Raw genomic sequence first — 26,079 nt, 5'->3', positions numbered from 1 at the left:
GCTGGTAGAAATGGTTAAAAAGCTTGAAAATCGTCATGAAGCAATCGGATTAACAAACGAGGATGTATTGAAAATGTACGAAACAATGTTACTTGCACGTAGAATCGATGAACGTATGTGGCTGTTAAACCGTGCTGGTAAAATTCCGTTTGTGATTTCCTGTCAAGGGCAAGAAGCAGCGCAAGTAGGTGCGGCCTTTGCACTTGACAATAATAAAGATTATATTGCGCCGTATTATCGTGATATGGGGGTTGTCCTTCACTTTGGTATGACGACAAAAGAGTTAATGCTATCGGCGTTTGCAAAGGCGGAAGATCCAAACTCAGGTGGACGTCAAATGCCGGGTCACTTCGGCCAAAAGAAAAATCGTATTTTAACAGGATCATCACCTGTTACGACACAAGTCCCTCATGCTGTTGGGGTTGCACTTGCGGGTAAAATGCAAAAGAAAGACTTCATCACATTTGTTACTCTCGGAGAAGGTTCTTCTAACCAAGGAGATTTCCATGAAGGCGCAAACTTTGCAGGAGTCCACAAATTACCAGTGATCATAATGGTTGAAAACAATAAATATGCGATTTCAGTACCCGTAGAAAAACAATTAGCTTGCAAAAATGTTTCAGACCGCGCAATTGGATACGGGATGCCAGGTGTGACTGTAGATGGTAAAGATCCAATTGAAGTATATAAAGTAGTTAAAGAAGCAGCAGACCGTGCTCGCAACGGAGAAGGACCTAGTTTAATTGAAACGGTAACTTACCGCTTAACTGCCCATTCTTCTGATGATGATGATCGCCAATATCGTACGGCAGAAGACTTAGCAGAAGGCCGTGCTACAGATCCAATCATTACATTTGCAAAATACTTGCATGAGCAAGGGATTCTAACTGATGCTCTTGAAACAGAAATCAATGAACGCATTATGACAGAAGTAAACGAAGCGACGGATTATGCAGAGCAAGCTCCATATGCTGCTCCAGAAGATGCGCTAAAATTTGTCTATGATGAAGATGGAGGGAGTATTTAATGGCGGTTTTATCCTATATTGATGCAATTACTCTTGCGATGAAGGAAGAAATGGAACGCGATGAGCGTGTTTTTATATTAGGTGAAGACGTTGGCCGAAAAGGTGGCGTTTTTAAAGCAACTCAAGGATTATACGATCAGTTTGGCGAAGACCGAGTGTTAGATACACCACTTGCAGAATCCGCGATTGCGGGTGTCGGAATCGGTGCTGCAATGTACGGTTTAAGACCAATTGCTGAGATGCAATTTGCTGACTTTATCATGCCAGCAGTCAATCAAATTATTTCAGAGGCATCACGTATTCGATACCGTTCAAACAATGATTGGACTTGTCCGATAGTAATTCGCGCACCATTCGGAGGCGGAATTCACGGTGCTCTATATCATTCGCAATCAGTAGAGGCTGTATTTGCAAATCAGCCTGGTTTGAAAATAGTTATTCCATCTACTCCTTACGATGCAAAAGGTTTGTTAAAAGCAGCTATTCGTGATGAGGATCCGGTGCTGTTTTTTGAACATAAACGAGCGTATCGCCTTATTAAAGGTGAGGTACCGGAAGAGGATTATACGATTGAAATCGGCAAGGCGGACGTGAAACGTGAAGGGGAAGACATTACTGTAATTACTTATGGTCTTGCAGTACACTTCGCATTACAAGCAGCTGAACGTATGGCACAAGACGGTATTTCCGCTCACATTCTAGATTTGCGCACGATCTATCCGTTAGATAAAGAGGCAATTATTGAAGCGGCATCTAAAACAGGAAAAGTACTACTTGTCACTGAAGACAACAAAGAAGGTAGTATTATTAGCGAAGTGGCAGCGATCATTGCAGAAAACTGCTTATTCGATTTAGATGCACCAATAAAAAGACTTGCTGGACCAGACATTCCGGCAATGCCATATGCACCGACGATGGAGAAATACTTTATGATTAATCCAGAAAAAGTTGAAAAGGCAATGCGCGAATTAGCGGCGTTCTGATGCAAAGGAGGAGAAATTCATGGCAATTCAAACAATTAAGATGCCTCAACTTGGGGAAAGTGTTACGGAAGGTACAATTGAGAAATGGTTAGTAAAACCTGGTGATACAGTGCAGAAATACGATTCTTTGGCGGAAGTGAATACGGATAAAGTCACAGCAGATTTGCCGTCATCTTTCTCTGGCGTCATTAAGGAGTTAATCGTTGGCGAAGGCAATACATTAGCTGTTGGGGAAAGCGTCTGCACAATTGAAACAGAAGAGGTAATTGAGCAACAACCTATTTCACAACAGGCAGAGCAAATCTCACAGTCAGTATCAGCATCAGCTCCTCAAAGAACGGTAAATACGTCAGCAGTGAGTTACGGTGCGGGTAAGGCACGCTATTCACCAGCAGTTTTAAAGCTAGCGCAAGAACATAATATAGATCTTCAACTAGTCGAAGGTACAGGTGCCGAAGGGCGAATAACACGAAAAGACGTTCAAAAACTTGTAGACAGTGGAAACATTCCAACAAGTAGTCCAGTAGCGCAACAAGCACAGGAGGCAATTACTGAACAAGTAACGCAGACTCCTGAACCACAAAAATCACAACCTGTTCCAGCCGTGCAAACAGCAACAGGTGATATTGAAATTCCTGTAACTAATATTCGTAAAGCAATCGCGAATAATATGTTACGTAGTAAACACGAAGCTCCACATGCTTGGATGATGGTTGAAGCGGACGTTACGAATCTGGTCAATTATCGTGATTCCATTAAAACTGAATTCAAACAATCTGAGGGTTATAACATTACGTACTTTGCCTTTTTCGTAAAAGCTATTGCACAGGCCCTAAAGGAATTCCCAATGATGAATTCTATGTGGGCAGGCGATAAAATTATTCAGAAAAAAGATATTCATATCTCTATTGCAGTCGCAACTGAAGATGCACTTTTTGTTCCGGTGATTAAACACGCCGATGAAAAGTCAATAAAAGGCATCGCTAGAGAAATAAATGATCTTGCAAGAAAAGTTCGTGCGGGTAAATTGAAATCTGAAGATATGCAAGGTGGAACGTTTACTGTAAATAATACGGGATCATTTGGCTCAGTGCAGTCTATGGGAATTATTAATTACCCACAAGCAGCGATTATTCAAGTTGAGTCGATTGTTAAACGTCCAGTAATTATGAATGGTGGAATGTTTGCTGCAAGAGATATAGTAAATTTATGTTTATCTCTAGATCATAGAGTTTTAGATGGATTGATTTGCGGGAAATTTCTTGCTAGAGTCAAAGAAATTCTCGAAAATACAACGAAATACAACACTTCCGTTTATTGACAGTAGTCTGAAAATCGCAATATTGCGATTTTCAGATTTTTTTATACTTTTGCGATTCGATATACTTGTGTAAAATAGGAATAGAATTACCGAAGGGGGGAAGCTAGTTAGCGTCCACATGAAGAACAATATGAAAGAAATTGAATTCTCACAAGCTAATTACGATCAATGGCAAGAATCTGCTGTTAAGGCATTAAAAGGTAAACCATTCGAATCTTTATTCACAAAAACAATCGAGGGTATTTCATTTGAGCCAATTTATACACAAGACCAACTAGTTGAGAAATTAGATGGAAAATTAGCAGAACAAGTATCGACTATTCGTTCATTAAAAACAGGTGAAGAATGCCTAGCAGCACAACAAACATTTGCTGATTCACCGGAAGCATTACTTCAAGGTGTTAAAGAATCTTTGGCAAAAGGTAACGATATTATTAATATTGATAGTCGCGTGAATTTTGCATGGGATGAAAAAACTTTGAAAGAATTGTCAGTACTTTTTACTGAAAATTCATTCAAAGTGAATATACAAAACAATCAAGATGCTTTATTAAAAGTATTTAACTATATCAAAGAAGACCAAAAAGAAGCTGTTAAAGGCTTCATTTCTAGTACAGATATAATTAGTTTAGAAGGTTTCCATAATGTGCGTACACGTAACGCTAATGTACTAGAAGGTCACTATGAAGGTGCGCATGCAGTACAGGAATTGGCTATCGCATTACTTCAAGCTGCCAGCTACATGGAAACAGAAGAAGATCTCGAATCATTTGCTAAGAAATTCTTTGTTACCTTTGCAGTGGATACTCAGTTCTTCGTTGAAATCGCTAAACTCCGTGCTTTCAGAGTTCTTTGGAAAGCGTTTACATCTGCTTATGGTATTGATAAAGACTTACCAGTAGTAATTGTTACTGAAACTTCTTTACGTAGTTTCTCTAAATTAGATGTTTACGTAAACCTTTTACGTGCAGGTAATGAAGCTTTCTCAGCAATCCTTGGTGGCGCTGACGTTTGTACAGTACACCCACATGATGTTTTATCTGCTCCAGATGACAAGTCTATCCGTATCGCACGCAACGTACAATTAGTTGTTAAAGAGGAAACACATGTAGAACATATCATTGATCCATCTGGTGGTTCATATTTCATCGAAACTTTAACTGCAGAATTAGTTAAAGACGCATGGGCACTATTCAATGAATTACAAGAAGCAGGCGGATACAATGCTGTAAAATCAAATGGACAATTAGATGCTTTATTAAAAGAAACAATGGATCAGCGTATGAAAGAAGTAGAAACACGTAAAAAATCGCTAATCGGTACGAATATATACGCAAACCCAGCGGATGAAATTGATGAGCGCAATAATCCTTTATTTGTAAATTACAATCGCTTAGCAAAACCATTTGAAGAGCTTTGCTTAAACTATGCTAAAAACCAACCTAAAGTAGCACTACTAACAATTGGTCAATTGAAACAATTCAAACCACGTGCAGATTTTGTTTCTGGTTTCTTTGCAACAGCTGGCATTGTGCCAGAAAAAAGCCCTGAAATTCAAACGGTAGATGAAGCGAAAGATTGGTTATCTGTAACAGATGCGAAATTTGTCGTAGTTTGTGGGCAAGATGAAGCGATGAAAGAATATATCCCAGCACTATTAGAAGTTAAGCCAGCACATATCTTATTAGATGTAGCAGGTAAGTTCAAAGAAGAGCAAGATGAATGGGTTGAAGCAGGCTTAAATGGCTTCATCTTCGCAGGTCAAAATATCATTGAAAAATTGACGAGCTTAACAGCAAATGTGAAGGAGGTCCAACGATGAGTAAGCCAAATTTCAAAGAGATAAATATCGATGCCATATTAACTGCTAATCAAACAGTAAAAGAAGACAAAAATTTCATGACAAATGAAGGAATAGAGATCAAGTCAACTTATACTGAACAAGATTTGGATAACTTAAAACACTTAAAAGACTGGCCAGGTATTGCACCTAATACACGTGGACCATATCCAACGATGTATGTAGGTCGTCCATGGACAGTTCGTCAATATGCAGGTTTTTCTACTGCTGAAGAAAGTAATGCTTTCTACCGTCGTAACTTAGCGATGGGACAAAAAGGTCTATCAGTAGCATTCGACTTAGCCACTCACCGAGGTTATGACTCAGATCACCCTCGTGTAACAGGTGATGTCGGTAAAGCAGGCGTTGCCATTGACTCTATTGAAGATATGAAAATTTTATTTGATGGTATTCCACTAGATCAAATGTCAGTATCAATGACAATGAATGGTGCAGTATTACCAATTCTAGCTTTCTATATAGTAGCGGCTGAAGAACAAGGTGTAACACCTGATAAACTTGCTGGTACCATACAAAATGATATTTTAAAAGAGTACATGGTGCGTAATACATATATTTACCCACCAGCTGTTTCGATGAAAATTATTGCAGATATTTTCGAATATACTTCAAACTTCATGCCTAAATTTAATTCAATCTCTATTTCTGGTTACCACTTACAAGAAGCAGGTGCAACAGCAGATATTGAGCTTGGCTACACTTTAGTAGATGGTCTTGAATATGTACGTACAGGATTAAAAGCAGGAATCGATATCGATTCATTTGCACCGCGCCTGTCGTTCTTTTGGGCAATCGGTATGAATTACTATATGGAAGTGGCGAAAATGCGTGCTGGACGTCGAATTTGGGCTCAAATGATGAGCACATTCAATCCTAAGAACCCAAAAACATTAGCATTACGTACACACTCACAAACTTCTGGCTGGTCTTTAACAGAGCAGGATCCTTTTAATAATGTAACTCGTACTTTAATCGAAGCAAATGCATCTTCAATGGGGCATACGCAATCATTACACACAAATGCGCTTGATGAAGCTATCGCATTACCAACGGATTTCTCAGCTCGAATTGCACGTAACACGCAATTATTCTTACAAGAAGAAACGTTAATGACGAAAGTAATCGATCCATGGGGCGGTTCATTCTACGTTGAAAAATTAACAGATGAGCTGATGAAAAAAGCATGGGAACATATCGAAGAAATCGAAGAACTAGGCGGCATGGCGAAAGCAATTGAAACAGGTCTTCCGAAAATGAAAATTGAAGAAGCAGCTGCAAAACGACAAGCGAAAATTGACTCTAAAGCTGAAACAATTGTCGGTGTTAACAAATTCCGTCTTACAGAAGAAGAACCAATCGACATTTTGAATATTGATAATACAATCGTGCGTCAAAAACAAATTGACCGTATCAAGGCGATGCGTGACAAACGTGATGATAAAGAAGTACAACGCTTACTTGCTCGTATTACAAATGCAACTGAAACAGGCAGTGAAAACTTATTAGCTTGTGCAGTAGATGCAGCACGTGCTCGCGCAACACTAGGTGAAATTTCGGATGCAATTGAGGTTGTTTCGGGCCGTCATAAGGCAATTATTCGCTCAATTAGTGGTGTTTATAGTGCAAACTTTTCAAATGAAGAAGAAATTCAAGAAGTACAAGATATGGCTGAAGGCTTCTTAGAAAACGAAGGCCGTCGTCCACGTATTTTAATCGCGAAGATGGGACAAGATGGTCATGACCGCGGAGCGAAAGTAATTGCAACAGCATTTGCTGACCTTGGTTTTGATGTTGATATTAGTCCATTATTCCAAACACCAGCAGAAACTGCAGCAATGGCTGTAGAGAATGATGTACATGTTGTAGGTGTAAGTTCACTTGCAGCTGGTCATAGAACTCTAGTGCCGGAACTGCGCGAAGAGTTAAAGAAAATTGGGCGAGAAGACATTTTAATTGTTGTTGGTGGGGTAATCCCAGCACAAGATTACCAATTCCTATACGACAATGGTGCTTGTGCTATTTTCGGACCAGGTACAGTAATTCCTGTTAGTGCACAAAAAGTGATTGAAGAAATCTATAGAAAATTAGGCTACGAGGAAGTGGTAGAGTAATGGACTACAACAAAGGGATGGACGATGGTGCATTATTTGTAATGGATGGTATCGCCGCATCTCATGATGGAATGGTGCCCTCAGGTCGAAAAAAATTCCGTAAAAAGAATAATGACGATATTAATATCTCAGAGCTCGCGAAGCAAGTTCTGGCTGGTTCTAGACTCCATTTATCAAAAGCCATTACTCTTTTAGAAAGTACGAATAAGTACCATAAAGAGAAGGGCCAAGAATTATTACAAGAACTATTACCCCATACTGGGAAAAGTATTCGGATTGGTATTACAGGGGTGCCTGGTGCAGGTAAAAGTACTTTTATCGAAGCTTTTGGCGGCAAATTATGTAATATGGGACATCGAGTGGCTGTACTCGCCATTGATCCAAGTTCTAGCATAACTGGTGGGAGTATTCTCGGAGATAAAACAAGAATGGAAGAGCTTACGCGAAATCCACGTGCTTTTATTAGACCTTCTCCATCAGCAGGTACTCTCGGTGGAGTGCACAAAAAATCACGAGAAACGATGCTATTATGTGAGGCAGCAGGTTATGATATTATTTTGATTGAAACAGTTGGCGTTGGACAAAGTGAAACGATCGTCCGTGGCATGGTAGACTTCTTCCTATTACTCGTTTTAACAGGGGCTGGGGATGAACTACAAGGCATGAAAAAAGGTATTATGGAGCTTGCTGACACAATTGTTGTTCATAAAGCTGATGGTGATAATGTCAGGTCAGCTAAAAAAACAGTAGCTGAATATAAACAATTTATTCATTTCCTACAACAAGCGACGCCAGGCTGGACGACGCAATCTATGGCAGTTTCATCGTATGAGAATAAAGGTTTAGAAAAAGTTTGGGATACGATTTTACAGTTCAAAGAAATCGGTGAGGAAACGGATTATTGGTCCACTAGACGTAATGAACAAACGACTGAGTGGTTCCGTTCAATGATTACAGATCATTTAATCGATTCTTTTTACGGAGTACCCGAACGTAAGCAACAAGTAAAAAGCTTAGAAGAGCAGATTTTACAAGGTCGATTAACTGTCACTCAAGGCGTCAATCAATTATTTAAATAAAAAATAAATATCACCAACTTATATAAAAAGGAAGGACCATCTGTGTAAAGTGATGGTCCTTTTGATTTCTAACTAGTAAAACATTTCAATACACTACTTATGATATAAATTGATTTACCACATAAATATCATTTTTTAAGGAAGTAGGCACATTCATAAAAAGAAAACTGATGTAGGGTGCCTTAGTAGCATTCTGTATTTATAGTGTAGGATGTTATTTTGCATGACAAACAAAACCATTACCTGTATCTGCTATTGAAATTCATCAAGCAAGTATTTTTCGCTCCATTGATGATTTTCATCTGAATATTGATGGTTCAGTAAGAATGCTTTTTATACATACGAAGGTAAGAAAATGACAATTATCGATAATAAATTATATATACAAGTTGAAAGTAAAATTGGAAAGAATAACAATCCTAGATTCGAAATTGTTGAAGATAAATGGGATTTGGGAAGTATTAGCGAAATATATATCTATTAAGACGATATGAAGGATGGCACTTTAATTTGGCCAACGAATAATTTGTGTGGAGACCCAGAATACTATCAAAACTTATAATAGTATCGGAAATCACCTTGTTTTTGAACAAGTGCTTTGAAATGCATGTATTCACCTGTTATAGTTAAATAGAATTTGAAAGGAGCGTTACAACATGAATATGGATTATGATTTGTTTATGACAGATATGCTACGCCAAGCGCGTGGAGAAATGGTCGCAAGTGGTTATGAAGAGTTGACTACACCTGAGGCAGTAGATGAAGCATTTAAACGCCCGGGTACAACTTTAGTAATGGTAAACTCAGTGTGTGGTTGTGCAGGTGGTATCGCACGCCCAGCAGCAGCACATGCTGTACATTATGATAAACGACCAACACATTTAGTAACTGTTTTCGCTGGACAAGATAAAGAAGCAACTGCTCAAGCACGTATGCACTTTGGAGAAGATCATTTACCATCATCTCCATCATTTGTTTTACTAAAAGATGGCCAAGCTGTAGCTGAAATTGGACGTCACGAAATTGAAGGACATGATCCAATGTCAGTTATTACTAGTATTCAAGCTTTATTTGAAGAATTCTGCGAAGAAGTATAATAGAAATAGGCTGTCTCTAATGTCGTATTTGACTAGAGATGGCCTTTTTAACGCTTTAAATGACAAGGAGGATATTTCAGTGAAGGGATTTTCAATAGGCTATCGTACACTGAAAACGGCAATTGGTGCAGCGATTTCAATTGGATTAGCAGAATACTTCGGCTTAGAATTTTTTACATCTGCAGGCATTTTAACGATATTAAGTATTCAAACTACGAAAAGAAAGTCACTCCATGAAGTTTATACACGAGTATTAGCGAGCATTATTGGGATGATGATGGCCTTTTTATTTTTTGAAGGTGTCGCGTATCAGCCAATTGTACTAGGCTGTATGATACTTTTATTCTTGCCAGTTTTAGTAATGTTGAAGATAACCCCGGCTTTTGTCTCCAGCGTCGTTATTATTTTACACATTTTTCACACGGGGAATTTTACAACTGGCCTATTAATGAATGAATTATCATTAATGTTGATTGGATTCGGAACCGGTTTAGCATTGAATATTTATATGCCCGATATAAAACACAGGCTAGAAAAATATCGTATACGCATTGAAGAGCTTTATACTGCAATATTTGTAGAAATCGAGAAGTATTTACGCAATGGTGACACCAGTTGGGATGGTAAAGAACTAGTAGAAGCTGTTGAAGTGTTAAACCGAGCAAAATCTTTAGCCTTTCAGGATGTTGAAAATCACTTAACTAGACGAGAAAATTTATACTATATGTATTTTGATATCCGTGAACAACAATTAGAAATAATTGAGCGTGTGTTACCTAAAATCACAGATCTTCCGGTCATTGTAGAGCAAGCTGAACTTGTAGCGGATTTTCTAGCGGATATGTCACAAAATATTAATTCAGGAAATACCGCTAATAAATACAGGGAAAAGTTGGGGGTAGTGAAAGCAGAATTTGCAAAATTACCATTACCAACAACTCATGAAGCTTTCGTTGCGATGGCGTCTTTATATCAATTCATCGAGGAAATGGATCTCTACCTTGCTAAAAAGCGAGATTTTAAAGGACTAAGCCCGTCACGTAAGCATTTTAAAAAGAAATCAAATGCTGAAAACTGACTAGTCCCCCATTTTTAATGAAAAGTGAAAATGAATCACATTTGAAGTGCATTTTTGACTACTTCAAGTGTTCCATTTTTGTTTTCATCAGAAGCATGAGTATATACTTTTTAGACGATTTCGGATGATTCACCTAGTTGATTTGCAACAGTCACTACATCAGTTCCACAACAATTCAATCTAATCGTTGCGACGAATCCAAAAACAATGAAATTTAAGTGTGTTAATATAAATATAAATGAATAACCTCTTACGAGAAAAACTCGGAGCCCTGAATTTACGCATTAACTGTTTATATTTGGTGCTCCTTTTTATGTATCTAAAAGATGAGACATACATGAAGAGAGCTTAAAACTGAATCTCAAATCAAAAGCATGATGTTCGTTTGTCAGTGAGTAAAATATATCAAATAAAGAAGTGTTTTTAAAAATATTTTGAATTTAACACCATTCCATATTTTCCTATTTTAAACTATAATATACAAATGGATATATCAATATTTGTATAGTTAAGAAAAGGGCAGTTATTAGGAGGAAGGTAAGATGCATTTAGAAAATGAAAGAATTTATTTAAGAACACTTCAGGAATCAGATGCGCCAATAATGCTACAAATTACAACAAATGAAGAAATACGTTTTATGACAGGTACAAAACCAAACTTTAATTTAAACCAGATTAAAGCTCATATAAATAATATAAATAATGATTCATCACGTTATGATTTTGCCATCTGTTTAAAAGATAATGACCAAATGATCGGCGAATTATCTATCTTTGAAATTGATGAAGAAAATAATAAAGCAGGTTTTAGAATATCAATGAGTTCTATTGAATTAACTGGAAAAGGATATGGGACTGAAGCTATAATAATTGTATTGCGCTTTGTTTTTGAAGAATTGAAATTGAATCGTTTGCAACTAGAGGTATTCAGTCATAATCTGCGAGGAATAAGAGTATATGAAAAAGTTGGATTTGTAAAAGAGGGTGTTTTACGTGAATCCTTATATTATAACGGGACTTACTCGGATGAAATTATCATGGCTATACTCAGAAAAGATTATGAAAATTTGCCATTAATATAATCTTTTTTTAGAAGTTGTGTTTCTTTGTGAAAGTGAGCTTAATTTTAAAATATTTTTTCTCTGAAATTTAAACAAATTTATTTTTTGGCCGAATTGCGTATGGCTAGGTACGGCAAGGGCATGCGATTACTAAAATTATAATAGAGATAAGACCCTGTATATTTAGTAGTCCCCTAAAAAGTGATGAGTCCCCCACACCCTTCAAACAACGAATTATATTGATATAATAATGAAGGTATGAAAAGTAGATTTTTAAGGGTTATATATAAAAAAACAGCGTAAACCGGTTTAACCCTGGTATAACGCTGTTTTTTTAGTTTGTATGGTTTAGATTACAATAGCTAATTTCAGACGCGCAAAGTAGATTATAACATTGCTAAGCCGAAAGCTAATGTAGAAATAACCATAATAATAATCATTGCATATACAACAATTTTTTGAAATTTCTTATTACTCATTTCTCGTTCGCTCCTTCTTTTCCTACAAATATTCTATCAAATTTGAAAAATTACACAAGTGCTAGAGTTTTTATTATAAATTATGTACAATTGTGTTATACAACAAAGAAGGAGTTGGGGAGAAGTGGAGAACGTAGACCACATCGGTATTGCAGTACGTAATCTTGATGAACAAATTACATATTACACAGATGTGTTGGGCTTACCTTTGTTAAAAATAGAAGAAGTTGTGACCGAGCAAGTTCGTGTAGCATTTATAGATGCAGGAAATACACATATTGAATTACTTGAACCGATGAGTAAAGAAAGCGCTATCTTTAAGTTTATTGAAAAAAGAGGCGAAGGTATTCATCACGTTGCTCTAGGGGTAAAGGGTATTGAAGGGAAGATGGCAGACCTTCGCGAACAAGGAGTTCGCCTACTATCAGATGAACCACGTCCAGGCGCTGGTGGCTCAAAAATGGCCTTTATTCATCCAAAGTCATCTAATGGAGTGCTTTACGAGTTATACGATAAAAGTGAGTCGGGGGAGTAATCATCTATGGATATGTTCGATAAAATCAATGAGTTATATGATAGAAAACGTGAAATTGAATTAGGTGGCGGTGATGACCGCATCGTAAAACAGCATGAAAAAGGTAAATTAACTGCACGTGAACGTATTAACTTACTAGTAGACGAAGGTACTTTCGTTGAGATCAATCCTTTCGTCAAACATCGAACTACAGACTTTGGTATGGATACAAAAGAAGGACCTGGAGATGGCGTTGTTACAGGTTACGGTAAAGTAAACGGTCGTCCAATCTACCTGTTCTCACAAGACTTTACAGTTTTCGGCGGTGCACTTGGGGAAATGCATGCAATGAAAATTGCGAATGTTATGGATTTAGCGGCTAAAAACGGCACTTCTTTCGTTGGCTTAAACGATTCTGGTGGTGCTCGTATCCAAGAGGGTGTTGTATCTCTGGATGGATATGGTCATATATTCTACCGAAACTCAATTTATTCTGGTGTGATTCCACAAATCTCAGTTATTATGGGACCTTGTGCAGGAGGAGCGGTATATTCACCAGCAATTACTGACTTCGTATTCATGGTAGATAAGACAAGCCAAATGTTCATCACAGGACCAAAAGTAATTGAAACAGTAACAGGAGAGAAAATTTCTTCTGAAGATTTAGGTGGCTCAAAAGTTCATAACTCAATCAGTGGAGCTGCACACTTCCGCGGGCCATCTGAAGAAGAGGTATTACAACAAGTACGTGATTTACTTGCTTACCTACCTCAAAATAATGAACAAAAACCACCAAGTATTGAACCACAAGATAATGACGATTATTTAGAAAATATTATTGAATTAGTTCCAGTAGAAGCGACTCGTCCATATGATATTCGCAAAGTTATTGAAGAAATCGTTGATCCAAGTTCGTTTATGGAAGTACATAAAGAATTTGCGAAAAATGTCGTGGTAGGGCTTGCTCGCATTAAAGGAGACGTTGTGGGTCTAGTATGTAACCAACCAAAAGTAATGGCTGGAGGACTTGATATAGACTCATCAGATAAAGCATCTCGTTTCATTCGTTTCTGTGACTCATTCAATATTCCAATCATCACATTTGAAGACGTTACGGGCTTCTTCCCGGGCATTAAACAAGAACATGGTGGTATCATTCGTCACGGCGCGAAAATCCTTTATGCATACTCAGAAGCAACTGTACCGAAAATTACAGTTATCCTGCGTAAAGCATATGGTGGTGCATACGTGGCACTTAACTCTAAAGCAATCGGTGCTGATATGGTATATGCTTGGCCGAACGCTGAAATTGCCGTTATGGGACCAAATGGAGCAGCGAACATCATCTTCGCTCGCGAAATTGATAACAGCGATGATCCAGAGGCAACACGTGCTGCGAAAATTGAAGAATACCGAGAAAAATTTGCAAATCCATACGTAGCAGCATCTCATGGCTTAGTAGACGATGTAATCGACCCACGCGAAACACGTATCAAACTGATCCAAGCTCTTGATATGATGAAAACGAAAAAAGAAACAAGACCAGCTAAGAAACATGGGAATATTCCTCTTTAATGCTGAGGACGTCCGTTTAAAGGAAGGTAGCCAAAGAACGCCACATCCTGTGGCAACGGCTATCTGACCCACATCGTGTGGGCCCGCGCCAGGCACTGGAGTGCTCGAAACAAAAGCATTACTTCAGCTTTTGTCTGAGAGACCGAAGTGACCCAATCAGCTTGCGTCTGAAGCGATGTCCTGTCGTATCGGTTGCATGACTAACATCCTGTTAGCCCAAATCGCTTATTAATACAAGACAAGCATAGAAAAACAGTCAAGACCAACATTCATGAACAGCACCTCCAATCGTTAGGGAAACTAACAGTTGGAGGTGTCTTTTTGACCAGACAAATATTTGATAAGTAATCAGTTGTAGTTAAATATTATTTTTTAAGGAACAGCTCCATATATTCTGAATCATAATAATCATTATTGATTTTAAGTGCGCCTTTTTCTATTCCATATGTTTTGAAACCCATATTAATATAAAGATGCCTTGCATTATCATTAGTTGTTATGACTTCTAAATTTATTTTTTCTAATGATTCAATTGACTTTGCATGATTGATTACCGTCGAAATGAGTGCTTTACCTACGCCTAACCCACGAAATTTAGGACAGACATACATGGCAAAAATATTAGCCCTATGATGAAGTTTTAAAGTAGATTCTTGAACCAAAGTTACAACACCAATTAACTCCTTGTCATTGAAAGCCCCAAATGTGAAAGTTCCTTCGGTCGATAAATTTTTTAACACATTCTCAACAGGTGATTCTCTTCTAATAGCTTCTTCATAACTTGAAGAAAATGCTTCAGGGTTATTTTTTAATGCTTCCAATCTCAAATCCCAATAACTTTTTGCATCTAATGCTGTTAACAATCTAATATCCATAAGTGCTCCTTTCAAATAGTAATAGTGACAATTAACAGAAGTAATAAAAATAAAATTATTCATTTTCACTTTAAATAAATTCCCCTCACATCAATAAAAATCCTTCAAATTAGTGGGGTGAATATTCAATAAATATCACTTTGCATGCAGCTAAAATATATGTAGAAGCCAATATTCATTTGAAATTAGAGAATGGCTAAGTAAATTACAGGAGTTTACTTAAATTCTATGCTAAAATAAGGGAATAAAAAGGTAGTAAAATCTAGTATATTAAGGGGTTCTTTCATAATGACAAGTCGTATCGTAGAAGAATTTTTGGAACTCGTACAAATTGATTCTGAAACATTCCATGAAGAGAAAATTTCACCTGTATTAAAAACTAAATTGGAAGCATTAGGATTTGAAGTCGAAGAAGATGATGCAGCAAGCCGTAATGGCCATGCTTCAGGTAACTTAATCTGTACCCTACGCGGGAATGTAGAAGCACAACCGATTTACTTTACTTCGCATATGGATACTGTAGTACCTGGTAAAGGAATTAAACCAATCATCAAAGAAGATGGCTATATCCATTCTGATGGTACAACGATTTTAGGCGCGGATGATAAGGCGGGAATAGCAGCACTTCTTGAATTACCAAAACGATTAAAAGAACAAAATATCGCGCATGGTGATATTCAGTACATTATTACTGCTGGCGAAGAGAGTGGTTTAGCAGGAGCGAAAGAGCTAGACCCATCTAAAATCTTTGCTAAATATGGCTTCGCTGTTGATAGTGACTGTAAAGTAGGTGGCTTCGTAACTGCAGCACCTTTCCAAGCGAAAGTAGAAGCTGTTATCTATGGTAAAACAGCTCACGCTGGTGTTGCTCCTGAGAAAGGAATTTCAGCTATTACAGTTGCAGCAAAATCAATTGCAGCGATGAAATTAGGTCGTTTAGATGCTGAAACAACAGCAAACATTGGCCGCTTTGAAGGTGGACAAGCAACGAATATCGTTTGTGATGAAGTGCATATTTTAGCTGAAGCCCGTTCAATTAATGAAGCGAAATTAGAGGCACAAACTGCCCATATGAAAGAAGTTTTCGAACAAACTGCTGAAAAAATGGGTGGTAAAGCCGAAGTAACTATTAAGCGCATGTACCCAGGTTTCCGTTTCACTGAGGAAGATTTAGTCGTGAAAGTGGCTCAAGAAGCAGTTCGTAAAATTGGTCGTACACCAGAAATTTTGACAAGTGGTGGGGGTAGTGATGCAAATGTGATCGCTGGATTTGGCATTCCTACAGTCAATCTTGCTGTTGGCTATGAAGACATCCACACAACAAAAGAACGTATCCCAGTTGAAGAATTAGAAAAACTTGCGGACTTATTAGTGGAAATTGTAAAATGCGCAGCTGAAGTTAAATAACACATATTACAAGAAGAGGTAGAAGCCAATGTCTAGTAGTAAAGTAGTCGTTTTCCGTTGTGGTCAAGAAGAATATGCGGTTCCCATCGATCACGTCGTATCGATCGAGAAAATGGACCATGTTAATCCCATTCCACATTTACCAAGCTATGTAACAGGTTTAATGAGAATGCGCGGAGAACTAATGCCGATATTAGATTTCGAGCAAATCTTATACAGAGGTCAGGCAGCGGGAGATCAAGTACGAATAGTTGTCCTACAAACAGACGATTTCCTATTTGGTCTACTCGTTGTCGAAGCAAAAGAAATACTGGATATTCCAGCTGAACACTTGCAACAAATAGGTCTAGTGAATTATTCCAAAACAAAATATTTCACAGCAGTTGCCAATCTAGAAGAACGAATGATTACAATCGTTTCGCCTTCAGTACTAGTTGACTCGCTTGAAGGAATAAAAGAACTTAAAGCCTATATGCAAAAATTAAAAGAAGACGAAAGAGTAGCAAAAGCTTAGTTCGTCTTGAGATAGAGCATTCTTAGTCAATGACTGAGAATGCTCTTTTTATTTCTATATGCTTTTTTACGCCGTTTAAAATGGCTTGTGAGTCTTAGAAATGAACTTAGGCTAGAGTGGAGGTACACTGTGCCATTGTATGAAGTGGAAGAAAAAATAAATGGTTATTTAGCAAAATGATTTTAATATGGAGAAGAGAGAATAGTTAAAAGGTACTACTAGATCTTATAAGGATGGAAACACCAACATCTGTTCGTTATTTTTGCTATAATATTCATAATAAAAGAAGCAGGAGAGATGTGTGATGGCAGAGCGGATACAAAAAGGGCGAATAATTTTTCATATCGATATGAACTGTTTCTATGCCTCTGTAGAACAATCACATGATCCAACACTTAAAGGCAAAGCAATCGCTATTGCAGGGAACCCGAAGGAGCGACGTGGCATTCTCGTCACTTGTTCGTATGAAGCGCGTGCAAAAGGGGTTTACACGACGATGGCAGTGTGGGAAGCAAAGCGAAAATGTCCGGAGCTCATATTGTTGCCACCGAATTTTGAACGCTATCGTATCGCTTCAAAAGCGATATTTGACATACTTCGTACATATACCGAACTTGTAGAGCCCGTATCAATCGATGAAGGTTACATCGATGTTACGGAACTTGTAAATGGAAGAGAAGCGATAGAGCTTGCAGAATGCATTCAAAAACGAATTTTAAATGAATTGGATTTGCCATCATCTATTGGAATTGCGCCCAATAAGTTTTTAGCTAAAACAGCTTCTGATATGAAAAAGCCTATGGGTATTACCGTTTTAAGAAAACGTGAACTACCAAATATTTTATGGTCATTACCAGTTATTGAAATGCATGGTGTTGGTGAGAGTACAGCAAAAAAACTTAACGAACTAAAAATCAACACAATTGGTGATCTAGCACAAGCCTCTGAAGCCTTTTTAAAAAGTAACTTAGGTAAAAATGGTGCAAGATTAAAAGACAGAGCAAATGGTATTGATAACAGGGAAGTCGATCCAAATTCGATTTATGATACGAAAAGCGTCGGTAATTCCACAACTTTGCCAATCGATTTAGTCGAATGGGATGAAATTCGTAAAACAATCGATGGTCTTTGTGAGAGAGTTGCAAAACGCCTTTCAGCTAAAAATTTAGCAGGCCATACGGTATCCATCCAAATTCGAGATGCTGATTGGCATAACTCAAGCCGTAGTAAAACCTTTGCCAATGCTATTTATAAAAAATCAGATATCTTAGAAATAGCCAATGATTTAGCAAAAAAACATTGGCATGGTGAACCCGTTCGATTACTCGGCGTGACAGTGAGTAATGTGATTGACCGCAAAGAAACAGCAGAGCAGTTATCTATTTTTAACTATGAACAACACGCTAAAGAGGAGCCAATTATCCAAGTAGTCGAGCAGCTCCAAAAGAAATTTGGTAAAGAAATCATCTCAAAAGGTATGAAAGAAAAGAAAAAGCCCAATTATGAATCTCAAACGAGTTTTAGCAAAGACTTTTTGGAAGATCATAAGGATTAATAAAAAAATCTTTGGGTGGAGCTTTATGGATAAGAAAAATCTAGGGTATGGAAGTTTAAAAGTAGTCTGCTCTGACGATTGCGGAAGTGCAACTAAAAAAAAGAAGTTACTTCAAGAACTTACTTTTGCTTTTGCGAAAAATGATAATAGTTTCATTCTTGAGCATTTGAAGGAGGATGTAAGTTGGTATATTGTTGGAGAAATGCACATCTAGAGTGAAAATTATGTTGTTTAAATATTGATATGCATGGAAAAAACAGGGGTAACAGAGTTACATATTAAGAACATCATAACGCATGGAAGAACGGGTTCAATCAATGGCACCGTAATTTTAGAAAATAAGATGAACTATGCTTTCTGTGATATCTATAATTTCACCGTTGCCGGAAAAACCTCAAAGATAATAGAAATAAGATCGTTTGTAATGGAAGTAAAATAAAATGAATTTTGCAGTCATTAAAAAAGCCCTAATAATCTTAAATGTAAGTAATTCATAGATGAGATGTGTATCAATGTCCATATGGTGATTGATACGCACCTTTTTTTGTTATACTAGCATTAGCAATACGAAAGCATAAATGGCAAGGAATCATTATGAGGATTCTTCATATGTTGATCATTGTATATACCGTAAGGAGGACTTCATTTGCATATACAATTTTTGGGTACAGGTGCTGGGATGCCGTCAAAAACACGGAATACAAGTGCACTAGCTGTGAAATTATTAGAAGAACGCGGTACATTTTGGCTGTTTGATTGTGGTGAAGCAACGCAACATCAAATTTTACATACGACACTAAAGCCAAGAAAATTAGAGAAAATATTTATCACTCATTTACACGGAGATCATATCTTTGGGCTTCCTGGCTTACTTAGCTCTCGTTCTTTCCAAGGTGGAGAAGAATTACTTACCATTTATGGACCTGCAGGATTAAAGACTTGGATAGAACAAACATTACAGTTATCTCAAACTCATCTTAATTATCCTATAGAATTTGTTGAGGTTACTGAAGGTGTAGTGTTTGAAGATGATGGATTTGTGGTTAGAGCAAAACCTTTACAGCATGTCGTACCTTGTTTTGGCTATCGAATTGAACAAAAGCCGCTACGAGGGACATTGCAAATTGAAAAAGCAATAGCGTTGGGTGTTCCTAAAGGCCCATTATTGGGTCAGTTGAAAAATGGCTATGATATTACATTAGCAGATGGTCGAATAGTGAAAAGTAGTGACGTGACAGATCCACCTAAAGATGGCTTTATCGTTACGATTTTAGGAGACACACGCTTCTGTGAAAATGCCGTTTTACTTAGTGAAAAGGCAGATATTGTCGTGCATGAATCAACATTTGATCATGCAACGGAAGCGCTGGCTGCTAATTACGGTCACTCCACAAATATGGATGCAGCAAATATAGCTATTAAAGCAGGAGTAAAAAATTTATTGCTAAATCATTTAAGCGCAAGATTTTTCCCTCAAGATATAAAGAACATGTTGCAAGAAGTACATGAAGTATTTGAAAACGCCTATATCGTTGCAGATTTTGAGGAATACGAATGGCATCAAGGAAAATTAGCTCCTATTAGTCAGCAATAGTAATAAGAAAAAGCTATCCATTAATTTTTGGATAGCTTTTTTGCAATGAGAATAGAGTAACAACAATGCTGTTTGAGTCAAATAGAGCTTTATCAAAGTCTGAAATTAACCTTCAGTAATAATTAACATATCATTCTCATCGAACTCCCAATTCTCTCCGTAAGCAACTTCCCAGTAATAGCCGTTTGGATCTTGAAAATAGCCACTATATCCACCCCAAAACACTGTCTCAGGTTCTTTCACAATTTTCGCACCGGCTTTTTTTGCTAATACAAATATTTCATCAACTTCTTCTTTTGACTTTCCATTATAAGCAAGGGTAAATCCGCTAAAGCCATTGCTAATTGCAGGTGGATTATCTTCATCAATATCTTGTACTAAGCGATCAATTGGAAAGAGAGAAATTTTAGTTCCTCCATTATTAAAGAAAATCACATCTGGATCGGCGTCGTTTCCGTATACAAATACTTCAAATCCAAGTCCATCTCGATAAAAACGTAATGATTTTAACATATCTTTAACACCCAAAGTAACTAAATTTAAACGATTCATTCTCCAATCCCCTTTAAATTACTCTATTTTTTAAAGCCGTATAGATGTAATTCTATTTAAGTTTCAAATAACCTTCTTTTATTAGATGACAGACCTTTTTACGTATAGAAAAAGCATATTTTGAAAAACCTCTTTCAAAATATGCTCAGAACTTTATAAAAATTTGAAATTAAAAATTCACTTGGAGTAATTACTTAGCTATATTTTTAAAAGCCATATAACTTTCCGTCTCGTCTCTTTCCGTCGTCCTCCATTTTCCGAACAACATAAGACAAAGTGCAATTGCTACAACACTTCCAGCAAAGATGAGCGCAACATTGTAACTTTTATAAAAAGCTGCCAACTTGCCAGCAATTAATGGTCCAATAATTTGCCCAAGTGCATAGAGGGTCGTTAAAGCAGAAACAACACTTGCGCTCTTTGTTGGAAATAGCTGTCTTGCATAAGACGTGGTCATCGTCACGATTCCTACAAACGTCATACCAAATAAAAATGCCGATGTCATTACACCGAAAATAGTCGGAGAGACGATTGGAAGTAAAATACCAATGACTTGCAAAATATACGCAATCGAAATGATACGAACAGGTGAATATTTTGACATCAACATAATCCAAAGTGGAGCAGATGGAATGGCACCGATACCCACAACAACCCAGCTATATGATGCATACTCTCTTAAATTAGGAATTTCATGAATAATATCAACTAAAAACGTACCGGTCACAATATAACCAAGACCTTCTAGTCCGTAAGCAAGTGCCATCCAAGGCATAAATCCTTTCCATACCTTTTCAGAGACAGCGACCTTCTTATCCTGTTCATGAGCTATCAACTTACGCCACAAGAACAACGTCGTCAATACGAACAACACGGATAACATACCAAGCCCAATCCAAGCGCCTTGCCATGAGAAAGCCGATTCCAGGATAGGTACGAAAATGCCCGAAAGCGCAATCCCTAAACCAATACCGCTAAAAATATAGCCGGACCATTTCGTCAACAAATGACCAGCAAGATAATCCATCAACATACTAGAAGTTAATACAAACATCAAGCCGCCTGTAATCCCTGCAATCAAACGCAAAATCAACCAAATCCACAGACCATCAAGCATCCCCATACCAAAAACAGAAAGTACATTGATGATTGCGCACCATCCAAGAATCCCCTTTGGATGGCGGGTTATAAAACCAGCCCAAAGTGCCCCAATGAAATAACCTACATAATTTGCAGAAGCTAGCATCCCTGCAGTTTCTACAGACAATCCAACATCTTGTCTCATAAATGGCAAAATCGGCGTAAGTGCAAAGCGGCTAATCCCCATCGCCACCACTAAAAATAAAATTCCCCCAATAATCATCCCAGCATGTCTTCGATTCACCAAAGCACCCCCATATGTAGAAAAAAAGACCAAAAACCTTAATAACAGTATAAATTAGTAAAAGTGTTTTGGATATAGAAGAAATTGTAAAATCATTGAAGAGCTAAGGGGAATGAGCGGTTGGAGATGGAGGTTTTGAGTAGTGTTAGAGCGAGAGCGAGTAGTGTTAAAGGGAGAGCGAGTAGCGCCAATGAGAGAGCGAGCAGCGCCAAAGAGAGCCCGAGCAGCGCCAAAGAGAGCTTGAGTAGCGCCAAAGGAGGAGCGAGTAGCGCCAAAAGGAGCCCGAGTAGCGCCAAAGAGAGAGCGAGTAGCGCCAAAGAGAGTGAGTAGCGCCAAAGGGAGCCCGAGTAGCACCAAAGAGAGAGCGAGTAGCGCCAAAGGGAGCCCAAGTAGCGCCAAAGGAGGAGCGAGTAGCGCCAAAGGGAGCCCGAGTAACGCCAAAGAGAGCCCGAGTAGCGCCAAAGAGAGCGAGTAGCGCCAAAGAGAGCCCGAGTAACGCCAAAGGGAGCCCGAGCAGCGCCAAAGAGAGAGTGAGTAGCGCCAAAGAGAGTGAGTAGCGCCAAAGAGAGCCCGAGTAGCGCCAAAGGGAGCCCGAGTAGCGCCAAAGGGAGCCCGAGTAGCGCCAAAGAGAGAGCGAGTAGCGCCAAAGAGAGTGAGTAGCGCCAAAGGGAGCCCGAGTAGCGCCAAAGAGAGAGCGAGTAGCGCCAAAGGGAGCCCAAGTAGCGCCAAAGGAGGAGCGAGTAGCGCCAAAGGGAGCCTGAGTAACGCCAAAGGGAGTGAGTAGCGCTAAAAGGAGCCCGAGTAGCGCCAAAGTGAGAACGAGTAGCGCCAAAGGGAGCGAGTAGCGCCAAAGAGAGCCCAAGTAGCGCCAAAGAGAGCCCAAGTAGCGCCAAAGGGAGAGCGAGTAGCGCCAAAGAGAGCCCGAGAAGCGCCAAAGCCAATACGAGCAATCCATAGCCAAGCAAACACTCTACAATTATCATACTTCCAAGCAAGAAAGCATCAACTGGAACATATGTATAACTATATAAAGGGGGATGGAAATGAGGATAAACTGGAAAATTCGATTCAAAAACCCGCAATTTTGGTTTCATATGTTTTTGGCAGTCACTTCGTCTATAGGGGGGTATCTTGGTATAACTGGAAAGGATATCAGTACTTGGCCGAAATTATATGATGTTCTAATTCAAGCTATTTCAAATCCTTTTGTTCTATTTTCGGTGATTGTTGCTATTTATAATTCTGTAATTGATCCAACAACGAGCGGAATAAGTGATAGTAAACAAGCTCTACAATATACAAAAGTAAAATGTGATGAAAAATAATAATCATGAAAAGAATCGGTACAAGAAGACCACACAAAATATAATTTAATTAATACATTAAACTGAGGAGGAAATAGAACTTCTAAAATAATAATACCTCTAATAATTGAAGCATCATTTATAGATGGGAGGGGTACTATGAATGTAACAGAATTTGTGGATGCATTAATTGATGAGATGATTTGGCCAATTGTCATACTACTAGCTATACTATTGTTTAGAAAGCAAATAGGCTTTATACTAATGAATCTCACCAAATTTTCTTTCAACAATATAGAGTTGGATTTTGGAAAAAAACTAGAAGATTTAGAAAAGAAATTAAATAACTCTAACCTAATTGCGAATAAACTTTTTGAACTTGATAGTATGGACAGTGAAATTCTCAAAATTGCAAAAGAATCACCAGGCGAGTCGATTTCAATGATTTGGGGAATGGTAGAAAATGAACTACAAACTACAGTACACCGACTTGGTATCAACCAGTTAAATGATGAAGTAACATTTTCACATAAAGACATTCGCCTATTAAAAGAAAATGAACTAATAGATGGAGAAATATTTACAACTTTTAATGAACTTAGAGACATGAAAGTCCAGCTATCAAGAGGCCAATTTATAAAAAAAGAACCGACATATACAGATGCTTTAAAATATTATGACCTTTCAAATAAAATCATCATCATCTTCAACGATGTAAATATTACGGTACTTTTATCAGAAGAGCAAAAATAGATTAGTAGAATTCCTCCTTGTTAAAATATAAAAAAGCGCTAAAATTTAGCGCTTTTTTATATGCGGGGAAAAGTTATTTCATTCAACTTGAATCGAACTGATATATCTTTAATCACCTTTTAGGGTAAAATCAATCTTTACTTCATTCTATACAATCCATTTAGCCAATACAAAGGCGAGAAGATTACTTAGTATACTCGCGCTCGACTTTACAAACTTTTACACTGTAATTTTGATACCAATTGTTCATCCCTTTTTGCTGGGCAACTTGATGTGCTTGATTCTTCTTCCAATTGCTGATTGCCTCTAAGCTATCCCAATAGGAAATGGTAATACCGTAACCTGATGAATCCCGAACACTTTCTACTCCTAAAAAACCAGGCTGTTGGCTCGCAAGTTGATCCATTTTTTCTGCCATAATACCATATCCGTTATCACCTTCAGTTCGTTGACTCGAAAAAATTACAGCATAATGCGAACCCTTTGATTCATGAACCATGCTCATCAGTCTCCCTCATACATAAAATTCTATTAACTACTAGATTATACTATTGAGATTTAAAAAGAGAAATAAATTCAGAAGTACTAAACACTCAGTTAAACCTATGACACAGCATTATAAACACCTACATACACTATTCAAAAAGGGGAGTTTAGTCTAATGACTAGCAATTTCCCTTTAAGTATTGTGACGAAAAAATATTTGAGAGCGTACTATAAAATCTTAGATACGATGATAAAAAATATGACTAATGTAACTCTTACGAACAGTATTTCAGATAATTTTATACTGCAGATGATTCCACATCACAGAGCCGCAATCACAATGTCTAAGAATATTTAGCGATACACCACAAATCTTGAAATACAAAGTATTGCTACGAATATTATCGCTAATATGCAATCTATACAGAATAAGTGTAGTAACATAATCAACACAGATTATGAAAATTCACACTATATGAATGGGTTTAAAGTAATTGCAGATAGGATGTTTAGTGAAATGTGCTCAGCCCAAATTACAAACGATGTAAATGCAAACTTTGTTAGAGAAATGATTCCACATCATGAAGCTGCCGTCCGAATGTCCTATAACGCACTTTTGTTTAATATTTGTTCAGAATTAAAACCGGTTCTCTATGCTATCATCAGTTCGCAATGTTAAGGTATTTAAAAAATGCAACATCTGCAATGGCATCTTGGTCGATGTTGAAACTATTGAAAGAGTAGATGAAAACGCAAATTCTAACAAGGTTAATGGCTTTTTTGATTAGGTATTTTATATATCTTTCCTGGTTTTTAGAACTAAAAAGTGATTGTCCATAAAAAGCAACCACATTAGGTGTATTAATCAATTGAATAAGGACAACTTCCTAATTATGTATATAAGAATATTTTACAATATTGAACGAAGAAAGGAGTGATGAGAAGATGTTCTATTATGATCCATATGGTAATAAAGTAGCGATCAATCCCTTTTTGAATCCAGTTCAACTTACAAGATTTGTAGGTTTTATGGTGGATATCCAGATGAACAACGGACAACTGTATTGTAATGTTCGATTGGATTCTGTTAGTGATTGGGGTAATGAAAGGACAAATCCTAATTTTGGCGGAGTACAGATTACAAGATTTGTTAACGGCATTCCACAACAACTACCCCTACATTCAAGAGATATACAAACGATTACTCAAGCCGGTCAGCTATGCCAAAATACGCGACCTCCTTTTCCACCACAACCACCAAATCCTCCGAGACCACCAAGACCACCAAGACCGTCATGGTGTAGGTTCGCACCTCCGGGATTCCCAGGTTGTTAGGAAAGTGAATAACATATTAAAAAACAGGGTTTATATGCAATGAACTGCCCCGTAAAAGTTAGACACCATTCTAACTTTTACGGGGGTTTTTTTATGGCAAAAGTACGAGTTGAACAACGTATTCAAGCGGTTCA

Annotated in this window: 26 protein-coding genes; 21 read left to right on the top strand and 5 right to left on the bottom strand. The window is 37.7% G+C overall.

The window, feature by feature from the left end:
* Window positions 1-10: 10 nt before the first annotated feature.
* The 9 genes from ACQKM9_RS19905 (at window position 11) to ACQKM9_RS19865 (ending at window position 11,639) form a co-directional block, all read left to right on the top strand.
* Window positions 11-1,027, top strand: coding sequence for a thiamine pyrophosphate-dependent dehydrogenase E1 component subunit alpha (locus ACQKM9_RS19905; RefSeq protein WP_427736121.1), 1,017 nt, complete (start codon window positions 11-13; stop codon window positions 1,025-1,027).
* On the top strand, window positions 1,027-2,010 hold the full coding sequence (locus ACQKM9_RS19900; RefSeq protein WP_427736120.1) for an alpha-ketoacid dehydrogenase subunit beta: 984 nt from the start codon (window positions 1,027-1,029) through the stop codon (window positions 2,008-2,010). The genes ACQKM9_RS19905 and ACQKM9_RS19900 overlap by 1 nt, the downstream gene beginning before the upstream one ends.
* 19 nt (window positions 2,011-2,029) lie before the next feature.
* Window positions 2,030-3,331 (top strand): dihydrolipoamide acetyltransferase family protein, encoded by a 1,302-nt coding sequence (locus ACQKM9_RS19895; RefSeq protein ID WP_427736119.1) that lies wholly within the window; start codon window positions 2,030-2,032, stop codon window positions 3,329-3,331.
* A gap of 118 nt (window positions 3,332-3,449) precedes the next feature.
* On the top strand, window positions 3,450-5,153 hold the full coding sequence (locus tag ACQKM9_RS19890; RefSeq protein ID WP_427736117.1) for a methylmalonyl-CoA mutase family protein: 1,704 nt from the start codon (window positions 3,450-3,452) through the stop codon (window positions 5,151-5,153).
* Window positions 5,150-7,303 (top strand): methylmalonyl-CoA mutase, encoded by a 2,154-nt coding sequence (gene scpA, locus ACQKM9_RS19885; protein WP_427736116.1) that lies wholly within the window; start codon window positions 5,150-5,152, stop codon window positions 7,301-7,303. Before ACQKM9_RS19890 ends, scpA begins: the two co-directional genes overlap by 4 nt.
* Window positions 7,303-8,382 (top strand): methylmalonyl Co-A mutase-associated GTPase MeaB, encoded by a 1,080-nt coding sequence (meaB, locus tag ACQKM9_RS19880; protein ID WP_427736115.1) that lies wholly within the window; start codon window positions 7,303-7,305, stop codon window positions 8,380-8,382. The genes scpA and meaB overlap by 1 nt, the downstream gene beginning before the upstream one ends.
* Window positions 8,383-9,038: 656 nt before the next feature.
* On the top strand, window positions 9,039-9,479 hold the full coding sequence (locus ACQKM9_RS19875) for a BrxA/BrxB family bacilliredoxin (RefSeq protein WP_427736114.1): 441 nt from the start codon (window positions 9,039-9,041) through the stop codon (window positions 9,477-9,479).
* Window positions 9,480-9,558: 79 nt separating this feature from the next.
* A complete protein-coding gene (locus ACQKM9_RS19870; protein WP_427736113.1) occupies window positions 9,559-10,557 on the top strand; it encodes an aromatic acid exporter family protein in 999 nt (332 codons plus the stop codon).
* Window positions 10,558-11,099: 542 nt separating this feature from the next.
* On the top strand, window positions 11,100-11,639 hold the full coding sequence (locus tag ACQKM9_RS19865) for a GNAT family N-acetyltransferase (RefSeq protein WP_427736112.1): 540 nt from the start codon (window positions 11,100-11,102) through the stop codon (window positions 11,637-11,639).
* Window positions 11,640-12,004: 365 nt separating this feature from the next.
* On the opposite strand, the gene prli42 is transcribed toward ACQKM9_RS19865, so the two are convergent.
* Window positions 12,005-12,097, bottom strand: a complete 93-nt coding sequence (prli42, locus tag ACQKM9_RS19860) for a stressosome-associated protein Prli42 (protein WP_427736111.1) — start codon at window positions 12,095-12,097, stop codon at window positions 12,005-12,007.
* Window positions 12,098-12,221: 124 nt separating this feature from the next.
* On the opposite strand from prli42, the gene mce reads away from it, so the two are divergent.
* Entirely contained in the window at window positions 12,222-12,632 is a 411-nt protein-coding gene (mce, locus tag ACQKM9_RS19855) for a methylmalonyl-CoA epimerase (RefSeq protein WP_427736110.1), read from the top strand.
* A 6-nt stretch (window positions 12,633-12,638) separates the two neighbouring features.
* Window positions 12,639-14,186, top strand: coding sequence for an acyl-CoA carboxylase subunit beta (locus ACQKM9_RS19850; protein ID WP_427736109.1), 1,548 nt, complete (start codon window positions 12,639-12,641; stop codon window positions 14,184-14,186).
* Between the two features lie 365 nt (window positions 14,187-14,551).
* Here ACQKM9_RS19850 and ACQKM9_RS19845 read toward each other — a convergent pair whose 3' ends face one another.
* Entirely contained in the window at window positions 14,552-15,061 is a 510-nt protein-coding gene (locus ACQKM9_RS19845; RefSeq protein WP_427736135.1) for a GNAT family N-acetyltransferase, read from the bottom strand.
* A 288-nt stretch (window positions 15,062-15,349) separates the two neighbouring features.
* On the opposite strand from ACQKM9_RS19845, the gene ACQKM9_RS19840 reads away from it, so the two are divergent.
* The 5 genes from ACQKM9_RS19840 to rnz all read left to right on the top strand — a co-directional run bounded on the left by ACQKM9_RS19840 (window position 15,350) and on the right by rnz (window position 20,131).
* Window positions 15,350-16,468: a M20/M25/M40 family metallo-hydrolase gene (locus ACQKM9_RS19840; protein ID WP_427736108.1), complete on the top strand. Its 1,119-nt coding sequence runs from the start codon at window positions 15,350-15,352 to the stop codon at window positions 16,466-16,468.
* 28 nt (window positions 16,469-16,496) lie between these two features.
* Window positions 16,497-16,982, top strand: coding sequence for a chemotaxis protein CheW (locus tag ACQKM9_RS19835; protein ID WP_427736107.1), 486 nt, complete (start codon window positions 16,497-16,499; stop codon window positions 16,980-16,982).
* A gap of 304 nt (window positions 16,983-17,286) precedes the next feature.
* Entirely contained in the window at window positions 17,287-18,537 is a 1,251-nt protein-coding gene (locus tag ACQKM9_RS19830) for a DNA polymerase IV (protein ID WP_427736106.1), read from the top strand.
* A 25-nt stretch (window positions 18,538-18,562) separates the two neighbouring features.
* Window positions 18,563-18,751: a hypothetical protein gene (locus ACQKM9_RS19825; RefSeq protein ID WP_427736105.1), complete on the top strand. Its 189-nt coding sequence runs from the start codon at window positions 18,563-18,565 to the stop codon at window positions 18,749-18,751.
* A gap of 432 nt (window positions 18,752-19,183) precedes the next feature.
* Window positions 19,184-20,131, top strand: coding sequence for a ribonuclease Z (rnz, locus tag ACQKM9_RS19820; protein WP_427736104.1), 948 nt, complete (start codon window positions 19,184-19,186; stop codon window positions 20,129-20,131).
* Between the two features lie 105 nt (window positions 20,132-20,236).
* On the opposite strand, the gene ACQKM9_RS19815 is transcribed toward rnz, so the two are convergent.
* Both ACQKM9_RS19815 and ACQKM9_RS19810 read right to left on the bottom strand, forming a co-directional pair.
* Window positions 20,237-20,683: a VOC family protein gene (locus ACQKM9_RS19815; protein ID WP_427736103.1), complete on the bottom strand. Its 447-nt coding sequence runs from the start codon at window positions 20,681-20,683 to the stop codon at window positions 20,237-20,239.
* Between the two features lie 190 nt (window positions 20,684-20,873).
* Entirely contained in the window at window positions 20,874-22,067 is a 1,194-nt protein-coding gene (locus ACQKM9_RS19810; protein WP_427736102.1) for a YbfB/YjiJ family MFS transporter, read from the bottom strand.
* Window positions 22,068-23,110: 1,043 nt separating this feature from the next.
* On the opposite strand from ACQKM9_RS19810, the gene ACQKM9_RS19805 reads away from it, so the two are divergent.
* Both ACQKM9_RS19805 and ACQKM9_RS19800 read left to right on the top strand, forming a co-directional pair.
* Entirely contained in the window at window positions 23,111-23,392 is a 282-nt protein-coding gene (locus ACQKM9_RS19805; RefSeq protein ID WP_427736101.1) for a phage holin, read from the top strand.
* Between the two features lie 138 nt (window positions 23,393-23,530).
* Window positions 23,531-24,124 carry a hypothetical protein gene (locus ACQKM9_RS19800; RefSeq protein WP_427736100.1) on the top strand — a complete coding sequence of 198 codons (594 nt, stop codon included), beginning with the start codon at window positions 23,531-23,533 and terminating at the stop codon, window positions 24,122-24,124.
* A gap of 184 nt (window positions 24,125-24,308) precedes the next feature.
* Here ACQKM9_RS19800 and ACQKM9_RS19795 read toward each other — a convergent pair whose 3' ends face one another.
* Window positions 24,309-24,623, bottom strand: a complete 315-nt coding sequence (locus ACQKM9_RS19795) for an antibiotic biosynthesis monooxygenase family protein (protein WP_427736098.1) — start codon at window positions 24,621-24,623, stop codon at window positions 24,309-24,311.
* 162 nt (window positions 24,624-24,785) lie between these two features.
* Between ACQKM9_RS19795 and ACQKM9_RS19790 the strand changes: the two genes are divergently transcribed.
* The 3 genes from ACQKM9_RS19790 (at window position 24,786) to ACQKM9_RS19780 (ending at window position 25,945) form a co-directional block, all read left to right on the top strand.
* Window positions 24,786-24,968 (top strand): hypothetical protein, encoded by a 183-nt coding sequence (locus ACQKM9_RS19790; protein ID WP_427736097.1) that lies wholly within the window; start codon window positions 24,786-24,788, stop codon window positions 24,966-24,968.
* 21 nt (window positions 24,969-24,989) lie between these two features.
* On the top strand, window positions 24,990-25,289 hold the full coding sequence (locus tag ACQKM9_RS19785) for a DUF305 domain-containing protein (protein WP_427736134.1): 300 nt from the start codon (window positions 24,990-24,992) through the stop codon (window positions 25,287-25,289).
* 266 nt (window positions 25,290-25,555) lie between these two features.
* Entirely contained in the window at window positions 25,556-25,945 is a 390-nt protein-coding gene (locus tag ACQKM9_RS19780) for a hypothetical protein (RefSeq protein ID WP_427736096.1), read from the top strand.
* The last annotated feature ends 134 nt before the right edge of the window (window positions 25,946-26,079 follow it).

Source organism: Viridibacillus sp. NPDC093762 (assembly GCF_050279675.1).
Classification (GTDB): domain Bacteria; phylum Bacillota; class Bacilli; order Bacillales_A; family Planococcaceae; genus Viridibacillus.
The sequence above is the reverse complement of the archived record's forward strand: the minus strand, read 5'-3'. Positions and strand labels throughout refer to the sequence as shown.